Below are 22,765 nucleotides of genomic sequence, written 5' to 3'. Positions count from 1 at the left end.
TTCCTTCCCTTAAATTATTTTTTTAGATTCACTTTATTATTTGCAATACCTAATAATCGTTCTCTTATTTCCTCTTTATCCATTCCCTCAAAATCATTCATAAATTGCCTTAAAATCTCTTGATCTATTAAAACAGCTTTCCCTATATGGATTTTAGGGAATACTTGCTCCGGATGAATTTCACCTTCATTTAATAACTCTTCATACATTTTTTCGCCCGGTCTTAATCCAGTAAATTCGATTCCAATCTCTTCAATAGAATAACCTGAAAGGGTAATAAGGTTTCTCGCTAAATCTACAATTTTCACAGGATCCCCCATATCGAGGACAAATAGTTCCCCACCTTTAGCTAACGTTCCCGCTTGAATTACTAATCTTGAAGCTTCTGGTATTGTCATAAAATAACGAATCATATCAGGGTGAGTAACAGTTACAGGTCCACCCTTTTGGATTTGTTTCTTAAATAATGGAATTACACTTCCCCTACTTCCAAGAACATTACCGAATCTAACCGCAACAAAACGTGTATTCGTACTAACAGATGCCATGTGTTGGACAATCATTTCTGCAAATCGTTTTGTAGCCCCCATTACATTCGTTGGATTTACAGCTTTATCTGTAGAAACCATAACAAACGTATTTACTTTAAACGTATCCGCCGCTTCAGCTACATTTTTTGTACCAAAAATATTATTTTTCACAGCCTCTTCAGGATTACGTTCCATTAAAGGTACATGCTTATGCGCAGCCGCATGGTATACAATATACGGACGATGTTTCTCTATTATTTCAAAAATCTTATTCCGATCTTGTACGTCAGCAATCTCCGTTGTAATTTCCACAGCATCTTTATAAGTAACTCTCATTTCCATTTCAATATTATAAATGCTGTTTTCACCATGACCTAATAGAACAATTTTTGCAGGTTTATACTTCATCACTTGACGACAAATTTCTGATCCAATTGATCCACCAGCACCTGTTACTAAAATCGTTTTACCTGCAATCTTTTCCCCAATTCCTGCATCATCTAATTGAATTGGTTCTCTTCCTAATAAATCCTCTACTTGCACATCACGGAATTCATTAACAGAAACTTTACCATCTAAAAGATCTTCAAGCATCGGTACAATTTGCGTTTTCGCCTTCGTTTTTGTACACTTCTCAAAAATCTCGTTTATTTGATTTCTACTTAAAGAAGGAATGGCAATAATAATATGTTCAATATCATTATCTTCTACAACTTCTTTAATATGATTTGTTGTGCCAACAACCGGCACATTATAAATCTCTAATTTTTGCTTATTTCTATCATCATCAACAAACACAATTGGATACAAATCTGCTTCCTTGTTATGCTGTAGTTGCCTTACTACCATAGTTCCTGCTGAACCAGCTCCAACAATCAATGTTCGTTTTTTATTGGTAGATTTTGTGATATACGTATCACGGAACATACGCCATACAAAGCGAGAGCCACCGATTAATAATAAATGTAACATCCATGCGATTGCTAAAATTCGAACATAAATATCATGATTTATTATTTGTTGAACAATTGCTGTTACAATAATAGAGAGAGTAATCGCTTTAAATATTTGCCTCAATTCACCAATACTTGCATATTCCCATGCCTTGTTATAAAGCTTATAAATAGCAGCAAAAATATGGTGACTACACAATAATGTAATAGAACTAATAATTACCGTCGTAGGAATTTCCCTTAATACATTCGGATGTATGAACCAATAGCTTAAGTACACGGCAGTTAATACGATAAATGAATCTAATAAAATTAATAATGAGAGCCGTTTTCGATAACTCAATATACCTATTCCCTTCTTTATATAACTTGTCTCTTATTGATAATAAAAAAGGACATTCTCTTATGAATGTACCTCATCTTTTTTTATAAGTTTCTTCATGTATTTCATTAAATCTGCTTTCAATTCTTCATTTTGAAGTGCCATCTCAATTGTCGTCTTAATAAACCCAAACTTCTCTCCAACATCATAACGAGTTCCTTCAAAATCATAAGCAAACACACGTTGAATCTCATTTAATCTTTGGATCGCATCGGTTAGTTGAATCTCGCCACCAGCACCTGTCTGCTGGTTCTCAAGGAACATAAAAATTTCTGGTGTTAATACGTAACGTCCCATAATCGCTAGATTTGATGGTGCTGTGCCTTCTTCTGGCTTCTCTACAAATTGACGCACTTGATAACGACGATCATTTTGTTCAACTGGATCAATGATACCGTAACGATGTGTTTCATTTTCTGGTACTGTTTGTACACCAATAACAGATGACTGTGTGCCTTCATATTGGTCCATTAGTTGGCGTAAACATGGTGTTTCTGCTTGAACAATATCATCACCAAGTAACACCGCAAATGGCTCGTTTCCAATAAATTTACGTGCGCACCATACTGCATGACCCAAACCTTTTGGTTCTTTTTGTCTTATGTAATGAATATTAATTTTTGAAGAAGCTTGTACTTTTTCAAGCACTTCATGTTTCCCTTTTTCGAGTAAGTTTTGCTCTAACTCAAAAGAATGATCGAAATGATCCTCAATTGCACGCTTTCCTTTTCCAGTCACAATAATAATATCTTCAATTCCTGATTCTATCGCTTCTTCTACTATGTATTGAATTGTCGGTTTATCAACGATTGGTAACATTTCTTTCGGCATTGCCTTCGTCGCTGGTAAAAACCTTGTCCCTAGTCCAGCAGCAGGTATAATCGCTTTTTTTACTTTTTTCAAATCTAGTACCCCCAAAAATATTATTTTATCTATATGTAGCAATAACAAAAAAACTACCTATAGAGTCATATTTATAACTCCATAGGTAGAGTTTCTAATATAAATAAATTATGGGCATCTAACCCATCCTCACGTCATGCTCCCGACGACAAGCGTCTAAGGTAGGTTCGAAATAAAATTTCTACCCACAGCACGACCGAGTGCCCCCGTTGATAACGGTTAGGAGACATCACCAGTTCCTTATTTAGAAAATCCCGAACAATTTTTTACGACGAATTAGTTCTGGATCTTCTTTATAAATTGCTTTTCCACTAATTAATAAATATGGATTTTCTTTTAAATCACTCATAACGTTCATTCCGAATTCTTTTCCGATTAATTCGTAGCTTTCTGCTAAATGAAACCCTCTTGATGTTGTGTTATGTGCATCTGATGCGATCATATGTGTTAAATTATGTTCAACGAGTTGTAGTGAGAATTTTTTTATCTTTTTGCCGAACTTTCCTAGTAAACTTCCCGCCGTTACTTGTGTTAATGCACCTTTACTTACAAGGTTATATAACTTATCTGGCCGCTCGATTAACTCGGCATTGCGTTCTGGATGAACGATAATTGGGATCATTCCTTTAACACGTAATTCATATAATAGTTGCTCTACATAGCGAGGTACATGATTAGATGGAAATTCAATTAATATGTATTTATTCGTTTCGTTTAAGGTAACGATTTTACTAGCTTCATAGTCTTCTAATAAATCACCATATAACCTGACCTCTTGCCCTGGTAAAATTTTCAGTGGAATTTCATTTTGTTGTAGTTCATCATTTAGTTGTTTTACTTGATGAATAATTGAAGTACGTTCATTTGTATATTTCCCGTTTTGATGGTGTGGTGTTGCGACGATTGTATGTATTCCTTCTTGGACAGCCTTTTGTGCCATGGCCAGACTATCTGTTACTGTTTGTGCACCATCATCGATGCCAGGTAAAATGTGACAATGTAAATCAATCATTTGTTTCATCCTCCCTCTCTCATATAAAAATCTTTTTTCCTTTGAATATGAGTTATCTCATATTCAAAGGAAAAAAGGAGATATGTTTTTGCCATATCTCACTTTTTAATTAGTTCGCACCGTAGTAATAATATAAGCCTTGTTCACGTTCACGATCGTTTAGAACAACACCTAACAATTTACCTTTTGCAGATTCTAATAACCCTTTTGCTTTTACTGCTGATTCTTTCTCTGTCGATTCACTACGCACGACAAGAATAGATGCATCACATACATTCGCCATAATTTGCGCGTCTGTTACAGCTAAAATTGGCGGTAAATCAAAGATGACTAAATCGTACATACTATATGCTTGCCCAAGAAGTTCTTTCATCGATTTTGAACCTAACAATTCCGCCGGATTTGGTGGGATTGGACCACACGCTAAAAAGTGTAAATTATCAACTAATGTCGTTTGTACACACTTCTCTAACCCTTCACTATATGTTAATACATTCGTTAATCCGAAAATATTATCAACTTGGAACATTTGATGCATCGCCGGTTTACGCATATCCGCATCAATTAACAATACTTTCTTTCCTTGTTGAGCGAAAACAACTGCCATATTCGCTGTCGTTGTCGTTTTCCCCTCACTTGGGTTCGCAGATGTTACCATTAGTGAATGCAAGTTTGTATCAACAGACGCAAACTCAACATTCGTTCGAATATTACGATATTGTTCTGAAATTGGTGATTTCGGTTGTTGATGAGCAATTAATTGACGACGTTGACGATGATTTTTTTTCTTTTTAAATAAACTATTAAGAGCCAATTGTTTGTCCCCTCACTTTTCTTGATGATGGAGCATGTGATTTCACGCTTGCTGTTTCTTCATCCATACGTGCTACAATACCTAACACCGGTAAGCCAAGTAAGCTTTCTACATCTTCTTCTTTTTTCACTGTGTTATCTAAGTATTCTAGTAAGAATGCAAGACCAACTGAAGCCATTAATCCAACAACGAAAGCAATTGCTACATTAAGCATAGGAACTGGCTTAATCGGAGATTGATTTTCCCCAACTTCTGCTTTTGATAATACCGTTACGTTATCGACATTCATAATTTTTGCAACTTCACCTTTAAATACATCTGCAGTTGCATTTGCAATATCACGAGCTAACTTCGGATCTTTATCCTCCGCTGTAACAGAAATGACCTGTGAGTCTTTTTCGTTTGCAACATTAATCTTTCCTGTTAAAGCTTGTGCAGTCATATTTAAATGTAATTTTTCATTCACTTGGTCTAAGACTACTGGACTTTTAATAATGACCTTATATGTATTCGTTAATTGAATATTTGTTTGAATCTCACCAGCTTGAATCATTGCACCCTCTTGCTTTTTCTGGTTAACAAGAATTTGCGTTGAAGATTGGTAGATTGGTGTCATGAAGAAGAAGCTAATGATAGCACTTACAATAGCTGCACCAAAGGCGATTACGAGGATCATTGCTAAACGTTTTTTTAAAATATAAAATAACTCTTTTAAACTAATTGTTTCTTCCATAAGTCCCTCCAACTTTCTAAAATTTGCACATAAGAAAAATTATAACATATAATCTTACATTTTTTTATTTTAGTCATATCTATGTTCTTTTGTTATTTGAAAACATATATAATCTTACAAAATAATCTTAAATATGACAACACATTCCATCAATTTTACAAAATTCMTATTATATCATTTTTTTTATATAATTCAATATATAATTTTAAAATAATTCAAAAAAACTGGTAACAACACTTACCAGCTTTAAAAATTACTATTTTACACATTATTTTCTAATAATATCCATATTGTTTTTGTTCTTCTTTTTTATCATTTAAAACGACGCCAAGTAGTTTTCCAGATGCTTTATCTAATATTTGTTTCGCCTTTATCAGTTTATCTTTTTCTGTTTTTTCACTACGAGCTACTAATACAACTCCATCGCATTTGTTTGCAAGTATTTGCGCGTCTGTAACCGCCAGCACAGGAGGCGTATCGATTAGAATGACGTCGAACATCTTATATGCCTCTAAAAGCATTTCGTCCATTTTACGGTATCCTAGTAGTTCTGCAGGGTTTGGCGGAATTGGGCCTGCTGGCATGACATATACATTATCTATATCTGTTTTTTGAATACATTGCATAAAAGAAGCCTGTCCTGATAATAAATTTGTTAAACCATTTGGATTGTGAACCGCAAATAAGTTTTGTAATGTCGGCTTACGTAAGTCCGCCCCAATTAACAATACTTTTTTCCCTTGTTGACCGAAAACAACTGCTAGATTAGAAATAGTTGTTGTTTTCCCGTCTCCTGGATCTGCTGAAGTGACAATAATAGAACGAATATGGTTATCTACAGATGTAAATTCAATGTTCGTACGAATGTTACGGTATTGTTCTGTAATACGTGATTTAGGCTCTTTATGTGTAATTAATTGTCGTAATGGTTTTCTTTTCTTTCTTCCGAACATGTTCTAGTCTCCTTTTTCAAAATGCGACCTTTTCCCTTTTTCTCTTTTATGCTCGATATGCTACGCCTATTTTTCATTTACTTCTACCGTTAAATTTCCCCATTACTTTCCTCTACAGTTCATCATAACGAATCATAATAACCTTTGTCCTATCTCATAACCTCTATAATGTGACAACGACATCTCTATTTTTGTCGCACTATCATTTATCTTAATTTCAAGATATTTACATCGCTATTATATACAAACTTCCATTCATTTACAATTAAGATTCTGATTACTTTGCATTTTAATATTTCAAATAAAAAATATAGTGATTAAAAAAATCCTTCTGCATATTACAGAAGGATTTTTTTAATCACTATCTATTCTTTCTTATCACCAATTGCAAATGTAATTTCAGCTTCACACGCAACTTCACCATCTACTGTTGCGATTGCTTTTCCTTTTCCAATTGGACCACGTACGCGCGTCATTTCTACTTCTAAACGAAGTTGATCACCTGGGCGTACTTGTTTTTTGAAGCGACAGTTGTCGATGCCTGCGAAGAAAGCAAGTCTCCCGCGGTTTTCTTCTTTCTTTAATACAGCAACTGCACCAACTTGCGCTAATGCTTCTACAATAAGTACACCAGGCATAACTGCATAATCTGGGAAGTGTCCATTAAAGAACTCCTCGTTTGCAGATACATTTTTAATTCCAACCGCTCTTTTTCCCTCATCCACTTCTAATATTTTATCAACAAGTAAAAACGGATAGCGGTGTGGAATGATTTCTTTAATTTGTTCTATATTTAGCATGTAACAATCGCCCCTTTTGTAATATTGGTCTTACCACTTGGACATATTGTTATTATCCCATTTTGTTTATTATTTGTCATTATAAAGTGAAACTTTAATCAGTGGGAGGTCCATCCCCCACTGATTATTAGCCCGTACCAATCGGGCTTTTACGGGCAGTTGATCTCCCACCTAACTCCCTTGCATTCGCCGAATTTTGAGGCGGGAGTCTTACTGCCCGTTAATGCGGGGTAAAGTACTACTTTACTTCCAATTATAAAAAAATGCATACACTCTATTCCATTAAAATAGTTGCACTTCTCAGCAACTGACACGGAGGTAGAAAAGAGTGTATGCCCAAATTAGGGAAAGGCAATATGTATTTGAACATTTTTTGCCTTAATGTCGTATTCGACTCATTATATTACAAACGTTTTCAAATATGAAAATATTAAATTTAACCATATATATGAATATTTTACCTGTTTTCTCTATTTTTCTTTATTTTCCTTCCATTTTCTCAATAAATTAAAAAAAATATAAAAATATAAAGATATAAAAAAATAAAAAGGACCAAGGTTTGATACCTTAGTCCTTCTCACTTTATCCCGATTGGTGAAGGCTAATAATCAGCGGGGGATGAACCTCCCACTGATTAAAGTTTCACTTTATTTCAATGCACGACGTGGTAATTTATCGATATTCTCTAACATAATACCTGTACCAATAGCAACACATTGCATTGGGTTTTCAGCGATTAATACTGGTACCTTTAATTCTTCTGCTAGAAGCATGTCGATACCGTGTAATAAAGCTCCACCGCCTGTTAGAATAACACCGCGGTCGATAATGTCCGCAGATAGTTCTGGTGGTGTGCGCTCTAGTACGCCTTTTGCAGCTTGTACAATGATAGCTGCGTCTTCTTTTAGTGCTTCTGTAATCTCTTCAGAGCATACTGTAATTGTACGTGGTAAACCTGTTACCATGTCACGTCCGCGAATTTCAAGCTCTTCACTACGTGCACCTGGGAATACTGTACCAACTTTAATTTTAATATTTTCTGAAGTACGTTCTCCAATTAATAGCTTATACTTACGTTTAACGTAGTTTAAGATTTCCATATCAAACTTATCGCCAGCCATTTTGATAGAGGAAGAGGTAACAATATCACCCATAGAAAGTACGGCAATATCTGTTGTACCTCCACCAATATCAACAACCATGTTTCCGCTTGGCTGGAAGATTTCCATACCCGCACCAACTGCGGCTACTTTTGGTTCTTCTTCTAAAAATACTGTTTTACCACCTGAACGTTCAGCAGCCTCACGAATTGCTTTTTGTTCTACAGATGTGATATTTGTTGGACAGCAAATTAAAATGCGAGGTTTTGAAAAGAAGCTCTTCACGTCTAATTTGTTAATGAAATACTTTAACATTGCTTCTGTAATTTCGAAATCTGCGATTACACCATCTTTAAGCGGACGAATTGCTACAATATTACCAGGTGTACGTCCCACCATACTTCTTGCTTCTTCACCTACTGCTAATACTTTTCCACTATTACGATCAATTGCCACAACAGATGGCTCATTTAATACAATACCCTTACCTTTAACATGAATTAATACGTTAGCCGTACCTAGGTCAATTCCGATATCTCGCGCAAACATTCCCGTCATTTCCTCCTCGATATTCAAAATCAGGTTACACCCGAATTCTTTTACACCTAATTTCTGATTTTATCATAAATTTAACAGAAACGTAATATTCGCAAAAAGAATTCTTCTGAAAAATATTACCGAATTCACAAGGAATGTTTGCTATTTTAGATTTATTGGCGCACAGGGTTTTCTGTATCTTCTTTTCGGTACTTTTGCTTTGTTGCTTCTCCACCTCTTAGATGACGAATAGACTTATGATAATCAAGAATTTCTTTCACTTCATTTGCGAGCTCTGGATTAATTTCTGGCAAACGTTCTGTTAAATCTTTATGGACTGTACTCTTTGATACCCCAAACTCCTTTGCGATTACACGCACTGTCTTTCTTGTCTCCACGATATACTTGCCAATCTTGATAGTTCTCTCTTTGATGTAATCGTGCACACCACTCGCCTCCCTAAATTGGATGTGAGAAGTGTGAAATGAGACTCGCTGCATACGACTATGAAGTAAATGTGAGTGCTGTTTGTAAGCGTTAAACATTCTTGGATTTATAATGAAATGATTCACGATTTCTCACCTCAAACACTCTCTTTGCATTGGTTTATACCATTGTATTGCCCGCACTACTGATATATGCTACATGTTCACTATTTTTGCGGACTAAGTTAAGAAAAATTACGTTTTTTTGTGAGAAATACGTTAACGATGACAATTATGGCGAAAAAAAGTGACACCTCTTTATAAAAGGTGTCACTCTTCTCTTTCATATTCTTCTTCTAACAACTGATGGTGGGGGACTTCTTTCTTACCGGCAATATAATAATATAAAGCGAATAAAACAAACAATAAAATGATAGCAATCGACAGAACAGATAAAAATGACACAGTATCCCCTCCCTTTTGTAATATATATTCGAGAATCTCGTCATTTTTCCTTGTTATTGCAACTTTTTTCTCGAAATTGATTATTTTTATATGAAAATAAAGTGAAACTTTAATCAGTGGGGGGTTTTGTTCATCCCCCACTGATTATTAGTTGAACCAATCGGGCGTTTACGGGCAGTTGATCTCCCACCTAACTTCTTTGCTCCAGCTGAATTTTGAGGTGGGAGTCTTACTGCCCGTTAATGCGGGATAAAAAAATCAGCTCTCCTAATGAGAACTGATTTTTTTACTTTATTATTCTTGTGAAGAAGAACCGTTAGATGATTCTGTAGAACCATTCGTTGATTTTTCTTCTTTTTGAGATTTGTCATCTTGTTTGCCGTTCGTCTCTTTATCACTAGTCGAACCGCTTGTTGATTTCTCTTCTTTTTGAGATTTCTCATCTTGTTTGCCGTTCGTCTCTTTATCACTAGTCGAGCCGCTTGTTGATTTCTCTTCTTTTTGAGACTTATCTTCTGGTTTCGTGCTTGTTGACTTTTCTTCTTTTTGAGATTTGTCATCAGCTTTTTTACCAGAAGCATTTGTCGCCTTTGCAGCACCTGCATCAGCTTTAATTTCTGCTACTGATTTATTTAAATAACGCTCAGGGTTCACAGCCACATTGTCTTTACGTACTTCAAAGTGAACGTAAGAACCTGCATCTTTATTCATTGCATTTAGACCTGATTTTCCTAACACTTCACCTTGCGCGACTCTTGCACCTTTTTCTACTTTCACACTGCCTAAGCTTTGATAAGATGCTGCTACACCATTTCCACTATCTACTGTTACAACATAACCAAGAAGTGAATCTTTTTCAGCTTTCGTTACTGTACCACTTAAAGCAGCTGTAACATCAAATTCTTTTCCGTTTTTCGCAGCAATGTCAATTCCTTTATTCGGGGAATATGTGTTGTTATAAAAGACAAGTGCTTTTTCTTGTTCCGCCTCTGATGCTGCATCTTCATAGAATTTCTTCTGTACTACTACTTCTGCATTTGCTGCAGTTGGCATTTTCACTACTTCTGAAGATTTTGTTACTGGGACTGCCGGATCTTCCGTTTGTGTATACGGTGTTGCTTGATCTTGGTTCGGAGCTTTCTTTGGATTAGCTCCCTGGAACCATAGCGCAACCATTAAGATTACCGCTGCACAAGCAATGTATAGTGCCGGAAACACCCATCTTTTTTGAAATAAATGTACTACTTTTTGCGACTTTTTACTATTTCTTCCTCGCATTCCATCATCACCTCAGCAATCATTTTGAACAATATTCACTCATCCTATACAACCTATAACTAATTACTTTTCGACAAAATATGTAAAAATATGTATAGGAATCACAAAATTTCCGAGGAAATGATAGAAAAAGGAAAAAACTGAGCGTTTCGGCTCAGTTTTTAGTCCATTTGTTTCTTTTTATATACAATCAAACATGCAATAAGCGAAATGATAAGCCAAACTGCAATATTTAATACATGCCCACCAATACTACTAAATCCTGCCCCACCTACTAAGCTGTTAATTGCTTTTACAATATGAGATGTTGGGAGATATTCAATCATCGTCTTAATTGTTTTATTTTCAACTAGTGACTCAAATTGTACAGCTAAATACATCGTCATTAAAATAGGCATTCCAATTAATGATGTTTGTGGTACAGAAGATGCAAGTAATCCGATCATTGTTCCAAGCACGATAAATAAAATAGTTCCACATAGGAATATCAATCCTACCAATGGAAGATTGATATTTAACTGATCTAAAATGAATAAATTTGCAATACAAATGACCATCGTCAGACCCGCTGTTAATAAACTCTTTCCAAGAAGAACTTCAACAGAAGATGCTGGGGATAACATTAACACACGTAGTGTATGTTTTTCTTTTTCTTCTGCAATTACCATAGATTGAACAAAGCCTGCGACAAATAGGAAGGCCGTTATAGTAGTAGTGCCTAACATTTCCTTTCCCGCTCCAAATCTGCTAAATAAAAATGAAAATATAATTGGTAAAAATGCCATTAACAACACTTGTGAATTCGTCTTAAAATCTTGTACTTCTTTTCTAAAAATAGCTGATACACGTCTCATTGAAAATGTCATTATAATCCCCTCCCAGTAACTTCAATAAAGATATCACCTAAAGTTGGCTCGTGTGAATGAATGGATAGTAATTCTCCTTTGTTCATCCATTCTGAAATACGTTTTGCACCTAATTCGTCTTTTTTCACTGTTTCTTTTTGTTTATCTTTTAACACAACTTGTATTTGATCTTTCGCGTATTTTAATCGCAAGTTTTCTGGTGTATCAAGCGCTACAATTTCTCCGCCGCACAGAAAGGCAATACGATTACAAAGCGTCTCTGCTTCGTCCATGTTGTGCGTTGTTAAGAAAATCGTTGTTCCTTCTTTATTTAAGTCTTTTAAGATTTTATGAATGTTTTGTACGTTTACTGGATCAAGTGCAGATGTTGGTTCATCTAAGAAGAGGATATCTGGTTTATGAAGAATTGCCCTTGCCAATGTGACGCGCTGCTTCATTCCCTTTGATAATTTTTTCACTTGTGTTTTTTTATCATCCAATAAGTTCACTTGTGCTAGCACTTCATCGATTCGTTCTTTTTTACAATCGTATAAGTCACAAAATAGTAGTAAGTTATCATAGATGCTAAGTCTTTCGTATAGGCCGCTGTTGTCTGTTAAAATACCAATTCGCTTGTAATCGATACTACTTGGACCTGTAATGTCTTTACCTAACACTCTTACAGTTCCAACGCTATGAAGCAATTGAGAAGTTAAAATCTTTACTGTTGTTGTTTTCCCAGATCCACTCGGTCCGAGGAATCCAAAGATTTCTCCTTGCTTCACCTCAATATTTACATTTCGAAGGGCCGTTTTTCCATCGAAACTTTTCATTACATCTTTCATTTCAATTGCCAATGTCATTTCGTCATCCCCTTTGTTTTTCTTTTTATAGATGAAAGTCGCTTTAGCGCTTTTCGTTTGTTTGTTTCGCTTTTCTTGACTCAATCATATGAAAAACAAAGGGTAGGCGCAGTAAAATACCGGTAAAAGGAGTATTTTTACCGGTGAATGAATCGTATTTTGAGCTTATTGGAGCATTTTTATAGCCCAATTACACCTTTTAACTCATCCATTCGTCCTTTTGAAAGCGGGATTGAACTTTTTCTTTCGTCATCCAAAATTAAACTAAAGCTATTACGTGTCCACGTAATGACTTCTCGTACTCTTTGTAAATTAACGAGGTACGAGCGATGACATCTAAAGAATCCGAATCCTGTTAATCTCGTTTCTAGTTCACTTAATGTTAATGCGCATACGAAGTCACCTTCGCGCACATGAATATGTGTCACTCCATTTTGTGTTTCAATGAAATGGATCTCCATCGGATCCAGTAAAATGATTTTATCGTTCACTTTCGCTGGAATTCTTTCAAGTTTCATTTGCGGAATCATTTGAATGACCTTTTCTTCGTCAACTTCTTTCACTTCTTCTTGCTCAATTTCTACCTTTTTCACACCATTGTTATTTAATATGTATACATCTTCTGTTAGCGAGAGCGCATCTGATAAAAAAGATGACGTAATAAAAATCGCCTTTCCTTGCTCTTTCATTTTCATAATCGCTTTTCGAATAATGATCGTACTCTCTGTATCGACATTTTGCTCTGGCTCTTCTAAAATAACTAAATCCGGATTATGAATCATAACTCGCCCAAGATGAAGACGGCGTTTCTCTGAAAATGACAATTTTTCTATTTTAACGTTCAACTTATCTAGGAGACCGACATATTGTACTGCTTCTTCCATACTCATGTTAGATTCATAAAGCCCTAATATAAACTTAAAGTACTCCCTCACCTTCAAACGATCGTATGCTTCATCTTTCAAAAAACAAAAGCCGATGCGGGAATAATTCTTCTTTCCAATCGCTGTGCCTTCAAATAGTACATTGCCAGTTGAAGCTTCTTCTTCACCGATAATGATGCGGTGCAACACTTTAGCTGTATGGTTATTACACTGCAAAACAACACATTGTCCCTTCTCAACCTCTAGCTCAATTGCCGGTAACTGGTTCGTCTTCCCTAACTGTTTCAACTCCAATAACGCCATTCTGTCTCCCCCAAATATTTTTCTCTAATTATACCAAACATTTAATGGAAAATTATGATATTTTAAACAAAAAAGAAGTAGGTATCAGGAAACCCCTGACACCTACTTCTTCACCATCAATTTTCCTTCATAATCATTCATCGTCTTTATTTCAATGCCTTTATAGTAATGAGCGACTATCTCTGTATATTTCTTGCCTTCCGCTGCCATACCATTCGCACCGTACTGGCTCATACCGACGCCGTGACCGAATCCTTTCGTTGTAACGGTGATGTTATCCCCTTCTTGTTTCCACGTAAAGTCTGAGGAGCGTAAATCTAACTTTTCACGAACTTGTTTTCCTGTTAATGTTTTCCCTTGGAACTCTACATCCTTTACTCGCTTTCCTTCCGTAAGGTCTTTAATATTACCAACCTTTCCGTTTGCTAGTACTTTCACACCGAGACGTTTTTGAAAATCAGCTACTGTGAATTTTTGCTCACTCGTAAATTTTGGAGAAGCTTGATCCCACGGACTATCTACACTTTTCAAGTACGGATAATCATTTCCCCAATAATCAGCTGCATTTTCTGTTCGTCCGTTACTCGTTGAGAAGAAGGATGCTGAAATTGGTTTTCCATCATACGTTAAAACTTGTCCTGCGGTTTGCGAAACGGCTTCCTCAATTTTCTTTAAATTATTTTCGTAGTTATTACCCCATTGTTTCTTCAATTCCTCTTTGCTTTTGTACACTTGATCTTTCACTGTATCTATCACATCCGCATTGTTTTTCTTACCACCGCTTAGCATACGCTGCACTACAAATGTTCTTGCTGCTAATGCCTGCGCCTTTAGCGCCTCTATTTCAAAGCTGGCATTCATCTCAGAAGCTACTACACCGGCCACATACTCCTCCATAGGTAATGTTTCTACCTTCTTCTGCTGATCACGATATACAGCAACTTGAACGGCTGTATCCACTTTCCCTGGAGCTGGTATACTTTCTATCGCTGGAGGAGTTTTAGAAGCTGCTTCTTCCCCTACTTTTGCTTTCGCAAACGGAATAACAAGAGCAGCAGGTACAATGATAACGAGCGCTATTAAGAGCGCTACTGTAATGAAAAGTGGCTTTGAAAATTTCATCCTATTCCCCCAATATAAAGTGAAACTTTAATCAGTGGGGGGTTTTGTTCATCCCCCACTGATTATTAGTTGAACCAATCGGGCATTTACGGGCAGCAGGGCTTCCACTTAACTTCTTTGCTTCAGCCGAATTTTGAGGTGGAAGTTTTACTGACCGTTAATGCGGGATAAAGTTGGATTCCTTTCATTCTTATGGAAATACGGGATTTTTTAGAACATACTTGGGGGTATCGATATAAAGTGAAACTATAATCAGTGGGGTTTTACTGACCGCAAATAGTGGAATAAAACAAAAATTTTCTAAATATTTTCACTGAGACGTGCATAAGTATGGAATTTATTGACTATAACAGTAATAACCAAAAAAAAAAATAGCCCCTATGTCAAAAGACATAGAGACTACCTCAATTAAGCGTGAAGATCAGAAACTTCTTGTTCTTTCACTTCTTCTACTTTTTCGTTTACACGTTCAATAGTTGCACCTAATGCAGCTAATTTCTTATGGAAGTCTACATAACCGCGGTCAAGATGTTTTAACTCTGTTACACGAGTATAACCTTCTGATACTAAACCAGCTAAGATTAATGCTGCTGCAGCACGTAAATCAGTTGCGCCAACTTCAGCTCCTTGCAAGCTACTTGGACCGTTCATAATTACAGAACGACCTTCGATTTTAATATCAGCATTCATACGACGGAATTCTTCAACGTGCATAAAGCGGTTTTCGAATACCGTTTCTGTAATCATACTTGTTCCATCAGCATGTAGTAATAATGCCATCATTTGTGATTGCATGTCTGTTGGGAAACCTGGATGAGGCATAGTTTTAATATCAACCGCTTTTAACTTATCTGGGCCGATAACACGTACACCTTCATTTTCCTCAATAATTTTAACACCCATTTCTTCCATTTTCGCTGTAATTGAGCGTAAATGTTCAGGCACAGCATTTTCAATTAAGATGTCTCCACCTGTAATTGCCGCTGCAACCATGAATGTTCCTGCTTCAATACGGTCAGGAATAATAGGGTGGTTTGCACCATATAATTTTTCAACGCCTTCAATACGAATCGTTCCAGTTCCAGCTCCGCGTACTTTCGCTCCCATTGCATTTAAGAAGTTAGCTAAGTCAACGATTTCTGGCTCTTTCGCTGCGTTTTCAAGGACTGTTGTCCCTTTTGCTAATGTAGCTGCAGACATAATGTTTTCTGTCGCGCCTACGCTTGGGAAGTCTAAATAAATTTTAGCTCCTTTTAGTTCGCCCTCTACGTGTGCCTCAACGAATCCGTTACCAACTTTTACTTTCGCTCCCATTGCTTCGAAGCCTTTTAAATGTTGGTCAATTGGACGTGAACCAATTGCACATCCACCAGGAAGTGCAATACGAGCACGACCGTTACGTGCTAATAATGGTCCCATTACTTGAACAGATGCACGCATCTTACGTACATACTCAAATGGTGCTTCAATGTTTAATTCTTTAGAAGAATCGATTGTTACTTGGTTATTTTCAAATACGACTTCAGCATTTAAATGACGTAATACCTCGTTAATTGTGTATACATCAGATAATACTGGTACTTCAGATAGTACATTCTTTCCGTCACTCGCTAATAGGGCTGCAGCGATTATAGGTAATACAGCATTTTTTGCGCCCTCAACACGCACTGTGCCGCTTAACCGCTTTCCGCCACGGACGATGATCTTTTCCAAATTATTCCCCTCCGTGTCCTTTTTTCAGTATCTATTCACTCAATACTCAGAAGTTATGATCGGTGTGCCAACCACAATTGTATCTTTGTTGTTTGTAGAACGTATTGCTATTTGCACATTTATTTTCTCTCTATTTGTTGAAAGAGCGTCATTCCACTTTTTATTATATGCGGAGACTGATACAAATGCTCTTTCTTCTATCTGTTCGATCGCTCTTGCTGAAAGATCTTTCAAAACCTGATTGGTTTTATTTTGCAAAACACCTTCAATCTTATCATTCAGTACACCTTGAACACAAGTGTAAATTATAGGTTTTTCACTAAAAATTTTATCCATGTTCTGAACGTACTTCGGGTCCCATTTCGCCCCGCTCACTTCAAAAATAATAAAAGTGTTTTCTTTAGTATTTTCCTTACTCCAAGTTACTACTATTCGTTCTTCATGTGAAGAAGATTTTTTATAGGATGTAGCCTTATATCCATCTGGAGATTGTTCTAATTCCCAACTTTCGATGTTTGCCTCTTCCTTCACATCGTTTAACAATTTTTGAAACGTATGTATATTAGAAATTGTTTTCGTTTCTCGCGCTAACCATGACCACCGCTCTACTTTTGCATCGTTCTTCTCTAAAGCTGCAATCATGCTCTCCATTTTCTGTTCGTCGCTTATAGGTTTCATCTCTTTATATCCAACCAAAAATAAAACAACACTTACGATAACGATAAGAATGGCTTTAAACTTCAATTTCATCCCCTCCTATCCCCATTGTTAACGGAGATATGAGGTTCTATACACTTACTTTACTAAATACGTTAAACTCTTTGAATAGCCTAAATAATCAAGGAAAAAGTTACTTACAGATGTCCCAATTGCAATTGTAATTAGGATAAGTAATACTCTCGTCTGCATCACTTTTCCAGACTTCATTAAGCGCTCAATGTGAATACCTTGTAAGGCCCACCACGTAATGGTAATAAACAATAAATGCGAAACAATGGCAATCAGTGCTTGTTGCCCTAAAAGATGTGCCAAAAAATCGACCCCTTTTTTTGCTTGGCTACTACTTACGCAAAATGTAAAAAACGATACCATAAATAAGTAGGAGCCACACTTTTTCAAACGCAAATAAGCATCTTACATCGTAATTTTCTCTCGGAAAACATATACCTATAGACGTTTTCATTTGCTGTTACTCCAAAATAAAAAGCGTAGAGTACGGACTCTACACCTTTTATTTCCACTATTGTACCACGTTCCCCAAGAAGAAGAAATCCTTCATTAATGGAAAATGTTCATAAAAGAAATTGTAACCAATCATCGGCATAATCCCTAGTATTACAATTGAAATTGCGCAAAGACTCATGACAATCTTTATATTTAACGGTAATCGGAGCTTTTCTTCTGTCTCTCCCTTGCGGAAAAACATTTGCTGTAATATTCGGAAATAATATATGAATGAAATAACCGTCGTCCCCATCATAATAGAAGCTAATACGTAATGAGCAGGTTCAACATGAAGTGCCCCTAAAAAAATGTTAATTTTTCCGATGAAACCTGCTGTCCCCGGTATTCCAGCTAACGATAAAATAAAGACCGTCATCACTATAGCTGTAAAGGGGGATCGCTTATATAACCCTGTAAAAATCGTCATGTTTTCCTTATCATTTTGTAAGATTAATCCGTGGATGATTGCAAATGCTCCTATATTCATAAGCATATATGCAAGCATATAAAACCACATACTATCCATCGTAAACTGCGATAGCGCTACAAGAGGGACTAGCAAATACCCAGCATGCGCGATACCTGAATAGGCAAATAGACGTTTTACGTTGTATTGCTTTAATGCTACTACGTTCCCAACAATCATCGTAATACTAGCTAGTACCGCAATGTATATACTCATACGCCCGTACAAAGATTGTGCGTCTCCTTGGATTGCCACACCTGCAAACACCATAAGAAACAAACGCGTAATGAGTAGAAAACCAGCAATTTTAGAAATCGTTCCGAGAAAAGCAGTGACAGGTGTAGCCGCTCCCTCATACACATCTGGTGCCCACATATGAAATGGCACTGTTGCAATTTTGAATGAGAGTCCAACGAGCAAAAGTAGAAATGCGAGGGCTAACAATAACTGAATGCCCCCGGCCAATCCTTGCGTAAATGCCTTTTGCATTTCCACTATGTTGGTCGACCCTGTAATACCGTATAAATAGCTCATTCCAAAGAGTGTAATTGCTGTTCCAATTCCTCCGTTAATGACATATTTCATTGCAGCCTCATTCGATGCGCGGTTTCTTTTTCGGATTCCTACTAAAATATAGGAAGAAAGCGAAAGCAACTCTAAACCAACGAACAATGTGATGAAATCAACGCTAGAAGCCATGAACATCGCTCCAAGAAGCGCCATTAAAAACAAATAATAATATTCTCCTTTATCTTGAATAGGCTCCTTCTTGTCATCGCTTATTGCCATACATAAAACGAGAGCTGCTCCGCCTAATAACAACGTTTTAAATCCTTTTGAAAATCCATCTAGTACAAACGATCCATTTAAAATATCTCCTGCCGGTTCGCTATATAGCGTCATTAATGACACTATCGCTAACAAGGCAGCGGCAATTGCACCAATCGCAACATACCTATGGTTCAGCTTAAAAAACAAATCACATATGGAAAGAAGGATGGCTGCCCCGAGAATAATGAATTCTGGTACCATGAGATGCCATGATAAGCTAAGTAACGTGTTCATATCCATCCTACTTCACCCCCAATGTTTTCAATGTAGTTTGAAGTGGATCCCCTAGTAGTTCTGGCATTACCCCAATTGCAATAATACAAACGATAAGCACTATAACAGGAATGTACTCCCATCCGTGTATATCAGATTTCGCTTCCCATTCTTTCTTACCAAATGTCACTTGAAGTGTCGCTCTTAATACGTATACAGCGGTTAAAATAATTCCAAGTACACCTGCGGCGGCGATAACCGGTTTCCCTTGGAATAAACCGAGAAAGGCAAGGAATTCGCTAATAAATCCAGACATCCCTGGCATTCCAAGCGATGCCATACCGCCCGCTAAGAAGAAACCACTAAGCACTGGAACACTTTTTGCGAGTCCACCAAGTGCTGTAATATCCGAAGTCCCGAAACGCTCTTCAATAATGCCAAGCAAGAAGAAGAGCAAGGCCGCAATTAAACCGTGAGACACAACTTGGAACAATGCCCCTTGTGTACCTGGTGCATTTAACGCCGCAAGCCCCATTAATACAATGCCCATATGCGAAATACTAGAGTAAGCAAGTACCTTTCTAAAGTCCGTTTGGATGAGTGCTAGAAAGGCCCCATACAATAAATTAATTACCCCTAAAATCGCAATTAGCGTTGCAAAATCACGAAAATATTCTGGGAATAATCCTTTCCCGAAGCGAACAATACCGTACGCGCCAATCTTCAGCAAAACCCCCGCGTGAAGCATAACTACAGCAGGATGCGCTTCTATGTGTACATTGACCATCCAGCGATGCAAAGGGAAAACAGGGAGTTTAATCGCAAAAGCAATCATTATGGCAAGAAACAAGCCGAACTGTACGCTACTTGAGACAGCCATTCCTCCCCCAGCACCTACACTCGTTAATATTTCTTTAAGCTCCGCAATATTTGTTGTACCTGTTTTCGCAAATAAAACCGAGAAAACGATAAGTAAAATAGCTGATCCAATACCGTTATATATTAAATAACTATATGCAGCCTTTTCACTCGACAATTTCCCCCACTTGCCAATTAATAAAAACATTGGTGGCAACGTAATCTCAAAGAACATGAAGAACAACATTAAATTTTGAGCAGCGAAGACACCGAGCATACCTATTTCTAACATGAGTAACAGCATGTAGAATGCTTTCAAATTTCTTTTAATAGAAAATGCCGCAATAGCTGCAAGCATCGCTAGAAGGGCTGTGAGCACCATCATTACAAGCGATAAACCATCAATGCCGAGCTCGTAATAAATTGAAAACCACCTTTTGTCCACTGCTGTGAAATCCCCAAATTTAATCCATTTCACTTTTTCATCAAATATCGATAAGCTCTTTCCTGAAGCGTATGTACAAGCAAGGACGATAGCAATTCCAAATGGAAGCGCCGTTCCGAATAAACCAAGCGCCTGCACTGTACGCGATTCTCGTTTCGGCGTTAATAAAAGCAAGAGAATTCCTAAAAGCGGGGAAAAAATGAAGAACGTTAATAGCAATCCATTCACCGTAAATCCCCTCCCGTATATAACAAAATAATTAGGAGCACTGCGAGCGAAACTGCTGTTACAGTTCCATACACTTGTACATTCCCGTTTTGAAGCCGTGATCCTAGTCCACTCATACCTTTAACGAGTCCAGCAATTAAAACTGCGATTCCTTCTACAACGTATACTTCAAATAAGCGAAGCACATGAGCGATTCCTTTCGTAATAGGAAGTACTGTCGCATTGTATAGTTCATCCACATAATATTTTTCTTTCAAAAGGTTATAAAAAGACGTCCCTTCTCCGCCGGCCCAATCTCTAGAGATAGATTTCTTGCCATATATGAAATATGCGAGGGCAATTCCCGCAAATGAAACGAGCGTCGCAACAACCATAATCCAAGCTGGTCCATGCACGTCTTTCACTTTGAAGCCCACATCTTTCGTAAGCCAATCCCCAAGAAACGTTCCGAACCACGGTGTATTTATATAACCGGCCACTACCGCAAGAACACCAAGAACAATCATCGGATACGTCATGGTGCGAGGTGATTCATGCACCTCTTCCTTCGTCTTTGTTTCCCCCGTAAAGACAAGAAAATATAGACGGAACATATAAAATGCTGTTAGAAATGCCGCAATTACTGCTAAAACGAATAGAAAGTAATTGCCATTCATCCAAGCCGCCGCTAAAATTTCATCTTTACTAAAAAATCCGGAAAGAAGAGGAACACCACTAATTGCAAGTGTGCCTATTAAAAATAGTGCACCGGTTACTTTCATCTTTTTCTGTAAACCGCCCATTTTATTAATGTTTTGCGTATGGACTGCATGAATTACACTTCCTGCTGCCAGGAACAATAATGCTTTAAAAAAGGCGTGTGTCGTTAAGTGAAAGATACCAGCTACATAACCAGCCGAGCCTAGCGCAAGCATCATATACCCGAGCTGACTAACTGTAGAGTAAGCAAGAACCCTCTTAATATCAGTTTGCACTAGACCGATAGAGGCCGCAAAGATTGCGGTGAAAGCCCCAACGATTGCCACAGTTTGCATCGCTACCGCACTTGCTGAAAATAGCGGGAACATCGTCGCTACTAAATATACGCCGGCTGCAACCATCGTTGCCGCGTGAATAAGCGCCGAAACAGGCGTCGGTCCTTCCATTGCATCTGGCAACCATGTATGAAGCGGGAACTGACCCGATTTCCCCATCGCACCGATAAAAATTAATATCGCCGTTATTGTAATCATAGAAGGAGAGAGGTCGCCCGTATGAATCGCTTTAAAAATCGCGTCATATTCAAAACTACCTGCGTGCCAAAAAATTAATATCATCCCAATAAATAGCCCAACATCCCCAATGCGTGTCATAATAAAAGCCTTTTTCGCAGCAGCCTTCGCTTCTTCTTTAAAGAAATAAAAACCGATAAGTAAAAACGAACCAAGGCCGACTAACTCCCAAAATATATAAAGCTGTAATAAATTCGTCGATATAACTAGCCCAAGCATCGCAAAGGTAAAGAGCCCTAAATGTGCATAAAAGGTTGGTAATCTGGTGTCACCTTTCATATAACCTTTTGAGTACACATGTACAAGAAAACTCACAAGCGTAACGATAAACAACATTAAAGCCCCTAATGCGGTAACTTCAAAACCAAATGATATATCTATATCTCCTACCCTAAGCCATACCCACTTATGCTTCACTGCCTCGGATGAAAATCGTTCTATTAGTACCACTACCGCGGATATAAAGGAGAGAAAGGTAAAGAAAATACCTAGTACACTACTTCCCTCTCTAATTTTCTTCCCGAACACAATAAGTAACAAAAATGAAACAAGCGGGAAAAGCGGTATGAGCCATGCATAATCGATCATTGTTTCCTTCCCCCTTTTCGGTCACA

General features: G+C 37.2%; 21 protein-coding genes. All 21 read right to left on the bottom strand.

The window, feature by feature from the left end; all coding sequences use genetic code 11:
- Positions 1-14: 14 nt before the first annotated feature.
- Positions 15-1,826, bottom strand: a complete 1,812-nt coding sequence (locus tag AC1DS7_RS03425) for a polysaccharide biosynthesis protein (RefSeq protein WP_002143842.1) — start codon at positions 1,824-1,826, stop codon at positions 15-17.
- A gap of 60 nt (positions 1,827-1,886) precedes the next feature.
- Entirely contained in the window at positions 1,887-2,768 is an 882-nt protein-coding gene (bpsC, locus tag AC1DS7_RS03420) for a UTP--glucose-1-phosphate uridylyltransferase BpsC (RefSeq protein WP_002143843.1), read from the bottom strand.
- 244 nt (positions 2,769-3,012) lie between these two features.
- The gene (locus tag AC1DS7_RS03415) at positions 3,013-3,780 is read right to left on the bottom strand and encodes a tyrosine-protein phosphatase (protein ID WP_002143844.1); all 768 of its coding nucleotides are present in this window, start codon (positions 3,778-3,780) and stop codon (positions 3,013-3,015) included.
- Between the two features lie 109 nt (positions 3,781-3,889).
- Positions 3,890-4,594: a CpsD/CapB family tyrosine-protein kinase gene (locus AC1DS7_RS03410; protein WP_002143845.1), complete on the bottom strand. Its 705-nt coding sequence runs from the start codon at positions 4,592-4,594 to the stop codon at positions 3,890-3,892.
- Complete coding sequence (locus AC1DS7_RS03405; RefSeq protein ID WP_002143846.1) at positions 4,584-5,327, bottom strand: YveK family protein; 744 nt, start codon at positions 5,325-5,327, stop codon at positions 4,584-4,586. The genes AC1DS7_RS03410 and AC1DS7_RS03405 overlap by 11 nt, the downstream gene beginning before the upstream one ends.
- A gap of 275 nt (positions 5,328-5,602) precedes the next feature.
- On the bottom strand, positions 5,603-6,280 hold the full coding sequence (locus AC1DS7_RS03400) for a CpsD/CapB family tyrosine-protein kinase (RefSeq protein WP_002143847.1): 678 nt from the start codon (positions 6,278-6,280) through the stop codon (positions 5,603-5,605).
- A gap of 365 nt (positions 6,281-6,645) precedes the next feature.
- Positions 6,646-7,080, bottom strand: a complete 435-nt coding sequence (gene fabZ / locus AC1DS7_RS03395) for a 3-hydroxyacyl-ACP dehydratase FabZ (RefSeq protein ID WP_000931959.1) — start codon at positions 7,078-7,080, stop codon at positions 6,646-6,648.
- A 647-nt stretch (positions 7,081-7,727) separates the two neighbouring features.
- Positions 7,728-8,729: a rod shape-determining protein gene (gene mreB, locus AC1DS7_RS03390; RefSeq protein ID WP_002130035.1), complete on the bottom strand. Its 1,002-nt coding sequence runs from the start codon at positions 8,727-8,729 to the stop codon at positions 7,728-7,730.
- A 161-nt stretch (positions 8,730-8,890) separates the two neighbouring features.
- Positions 8,891-9,163: a sporulation transcriptional regulator SpoIIID gene (spoIIID, locus tag AC1DS7_RS03385; protein ID WP_002089714.1), complete on the bottom strand. Its 273-nt coding sequence runs from the start codon at positions 9,161-9,163 to the stop codon at positions 8,891-8,893.
- Positions 9,164-9,472: 309 nt separating this feature from the next.
- Positions 9,473-9,607 (bottom strand): hypothetical protein, encoded by a 135-nt coding sequence (locus AC1DS7_RS03380; protein ID WP_002016211.1) that lies wholly within the window; start codon positions 9,605-9,607, stop codon positions 9,473-9,475.
- Positions 9,608-9,901: 294 nt separating this feature from the next.
- Positions 9,902-10,885 (bottom strand): stage II sporulation protein SpoIIQ, encoded by a 984-nt coding sequence (locus AC1DS7_RS03375; protein WP_002167338.1) that lies wholly within the window; start codon positions 10,883-10,885, stop codon positions 9,902-9,904.
- Positions 10,886-11,046: 161 nt separating this feature from the next.
- Positions 11,047-11,751: an ABC transporter permease gene (locus AC1DS7_RS03370; protein WP_002167337.1), complete on the bottom strand. Its 705-nt coding sequence runs from the start codon at positions 11,749-11,751 to the stop codon at positions 11,047-11,049.
- Positions 11,751-12,593, bottom strand: a complete 843-nt coding sequence (locus tag AC1DS7_RS03365) for an ABC transporter ATP-binding protein (protein ID WP_012262038.1) — start codon at positions 12,591-12,593, stop codon at positions 11,751-11,753. Before AC1DS7_RS03365 ends, AC1DS7_RS03370 begins: the two co-directional genes overlap by 1 nt.
- A gap of 179 nt (positions 12,594-12,772) precedes the next feature.
- Positions 12,773-13,780 (bottom strand): LytTR family transcriptional regulator DNA-binding domain-containing protein, encoded by a 1,008-nt coding sequence (locus AC1DS7_RS03360; RefSeq protein WP_061673795.1) that lies wholly within the window; start codon positions 13,778-13,780, stop codon positions 12,773-12,775.
- Between the two features lie 102 nt (positions 13,781-13,882).
- Positions 13,883-14,902: a stage II sporulation protein D gene (gene spoIID, locus AC1DS7_RS03355; protein WP_002130041.1), complete on the bottom strand. Its 1,020-nt coding sequence runs from the start codon at positions 14,900-14,902 to the stop codon at positions 13,883-13,885.
- A gap of 408 nt (positions 14,903-15,310) precedes the next feature.
- Positions 15,311-16,615 carry a UDP-N-acetylglucosamine 1-carboxyvinyltransferase gene (gene murA, locus AC1DS7_RS03350; protein ID WP_002068497.1) on the bottom strand — a complete coding sequence of 435 codons (1,305 nt, stop codon included), beginning with the start codon at positions 16,613-16,615 and terminating at the stop codon, positions 15,311-15,313.
- A 39-nt stretch (positions 16,616-16,654) separates the two neighbouring features.
- Positions 16,655-17,359, bottom strand: a complete 705-nt coding sequence (locus AC1DS7_RS03345; RefSeq protein ID WP_002139032.1) for a YwmB family TATA-box binding protein — start codon at positions 17,357-17,359, stop codon at positions 16,655-16,657.
- Between the two features lie 51 nt (positions 17,360-17,410).
- A complete protein-coding gene (locus AC1DS7_RS03340) occupies positions 17,411-17,647 on the bottom strand; it encodes a DUF1146 family protein (RefSeq protein WP_002016201.1) in 237 nt (78 codons plus the stop codon).
- A 208-nt stretch (positions 17,648-17,855) separates the two neighbouring features.
- Complete coding sequence (gene nuoN / locus AC1DS7_RS03335) at positions 17,856-19,370, bottom strand: NADH-quinone oxidoreductase subunit NuoN (RefSeq protein ID WP_002143854.1); 1,515 nt, start codon at positions 19,368-19,370, stop codon at positions 17,856-17,858.
- 7 nt (positions 19,371-19,377) lie between these two features.
- Positions 19,378-20,880, bottom strand: coding sequence for an NADH-quinone oxidoreductase subunit M (locus tag AC1DS7_RS03330; RefSeq protein ID WP_431182910.1), 1,503 nt, complete (start codon positions 20,878-20,880; stop codon positions 19,378-19,380).
- Positions 20,877-22,739, bottom strand: coding sequence for an NADH-quinone oxidoreductase subunit L (nuoL, locus tag AC1DS7_RS03325; protein ID WP_476998779.1), 1,863 nt, complete (start codon positions 22,737-22,739; stop codon positions 20,877-20,879). Before nuoL ends, AC1DS7_RS03330 begins: the two co-directional genes overlap by 4 nt.
- Positions 22,740-22,765: the final 26 nt, after the last annotated feature.

The organism is Bacillus sp. P4_E1 (assembly GCF_056401715.1).
The sequence above is the reverse complement of the archived record's forward strand: the minus strand, read 5'-3'. Positions and strand labels throughout refer to the sequence as shown.